This is a genomic window from Streptomyces cacaoi (genome assembly GCF_006539165.1).
Lineage (GTDB): Bacteria > Actinomycetota > Actinomycetes > Streptomycetales > Streptomycetaceae > Streptomyces > Streptomyces cacaoi.
On sequence record NZ_BJMM01000165.1, the window covers coordinates 1 to 1408 of the forward strand.

At 70.3% G+C, this 1408-nt stretch carries 1 protein-coding gene; it reads left to right on the forward strand.

The genetic code is table 11. The features are described 5' to 3' along the window. Positions 1-519 precede the first annotated feature (519 nt). Positions 520-1353, forward strand: a complete 834-nt coding sequence (locus SCA03_RS34745) for a hypothetical protein (RefSeq protein ID WP_030883028.1) — start codon at positions 520-522, stop codon at positions 1351-1353. The last annotated feature ends 55 nt before the right edge of the window (positions 1354-1408 follow it).

A 1408-nucleotide genomic window follows, 5' to 3' on the forward strand; every position in this document is an offset into this window, starting at 1 on the left:
GGCGGCCCGCGGGGGTGGCCCGGGCGGCGTCCGCGCCGGGGGGCGCGGACGCCGCCTGATTCCGCGTCGCCGCGTTTTCTCTTTCCCGGCGGGTGGTGATCCGTTTCTTACGGCGCCGCATCCCGCCGAACGGCCCAGTGGAAGAGAAGTGTTTTTCGGTTTCGTGGCGGAGAGGAATTCCGTTTCCCGGGGCCGGGCTCCCGTATTTCTTCGGGAGTCGGGAGTCGGGATTCGGGAGCGGTGCCGATCGACCGTCGCCTTCGTGGGGAGGGCGGCGGTCGGTCGTGTTCCGAGGGGGTTGTGCGGGGCGCGAATTGGCGCTTCCGCGCTGCTGGCCGTGGGGTCGCGGGGCTTTTGCGGCTCGGCCGGGGAATGTTACGGGAGTTCGTCAGAGGATCGTCTTCCAGTAACAGCACTTTGTTTTTCCGGGGATATGCGTGCAGGGTGAAATCAGTGCCCGCGACGGAATGTTCGGCGCGGTTGTCACGGAGTTGTATGCGTAGCGGAAAGGCCCCCCACATGTTCACGAAGCGCACGCACAGGACCGTTCTGGCCGGGGTTTCGCTCCTGGCGGCGGGGATGATGGTCACGGCCTGTGGGGACAAGGACTCGGCGGACTCCGGGAGCGGGAAGAGCGACGCGGTGAGCGCGCAGTCCTCCTCCGGGGGCTCCGCGGGTTCCGGGGGCTCCGGCGGCTCCACGTCGGGTGACAAGGGCGGTTCGCAGGGCACGTCCGGCGCGGGCGGCGGATCGGCCGCCGGGACGGAGACGCAGGCCGGGAAGCCGGGGAGCAAGGGCTACCGGGGGACGGTGCAGGGCGATCTGAAGTACCTGGCGCCGGGGAAGTTCACGCTGGACTCGCAGGGGAAGACGATCGGGTTCTTCGTGCGCGAAGGCGTGCAGGTGACGGGGTACGGCACCCTCTGCGGCAACCCGGGCGAGGGGGTGTCGTGTTCGGTGAGCCAGCTGGAGTCGGCGACGAAGGAGCAGTCGGTTCCGGTGAGCGTCGACCTGGACGGCGGCACCGCGTCGAAGATCACGGAGCGGAAGCCGGGCACGGCCGGCGGGGACGCGAAGCCGGCGCCGAAGGAGACGACGCACTCCGGCGAGGGCACCTGGGTGGGGAGCGTGGAGTACCTGGCCCCGCAGAAGTTCACGCTCAAGACCTCCAAGGGGCGCGAGGAGGGCTTCGCGGTGACGGCCGACACCCGCATCGCCGGCCACGGCGAGATCTGCGGCGAAGGGCAGAACTGCACCCCCGCGCAGTTGGAGTCCGCCACGAAGAGCGGGGGCGTGGGGGCGACCGTCGTGCTGAAGAACGGGGTGGCCACCTCCGTCGTCGAGGCGCACTGAGGCTCCACCGGACGCGAACCGGCGGGCGGGGCGGACCACTTCGGTGGTGCGCCCC

Excerpts from the sequence above, each read along its gene's own strand:
- SCA03_RS34745 (WP_030883028.1), top strand. The coding sequence starts at position 520 with ATGTTCACGAAGCGCACGCACAGGACCGTTCTGGCCGGGGTTTCGCTC.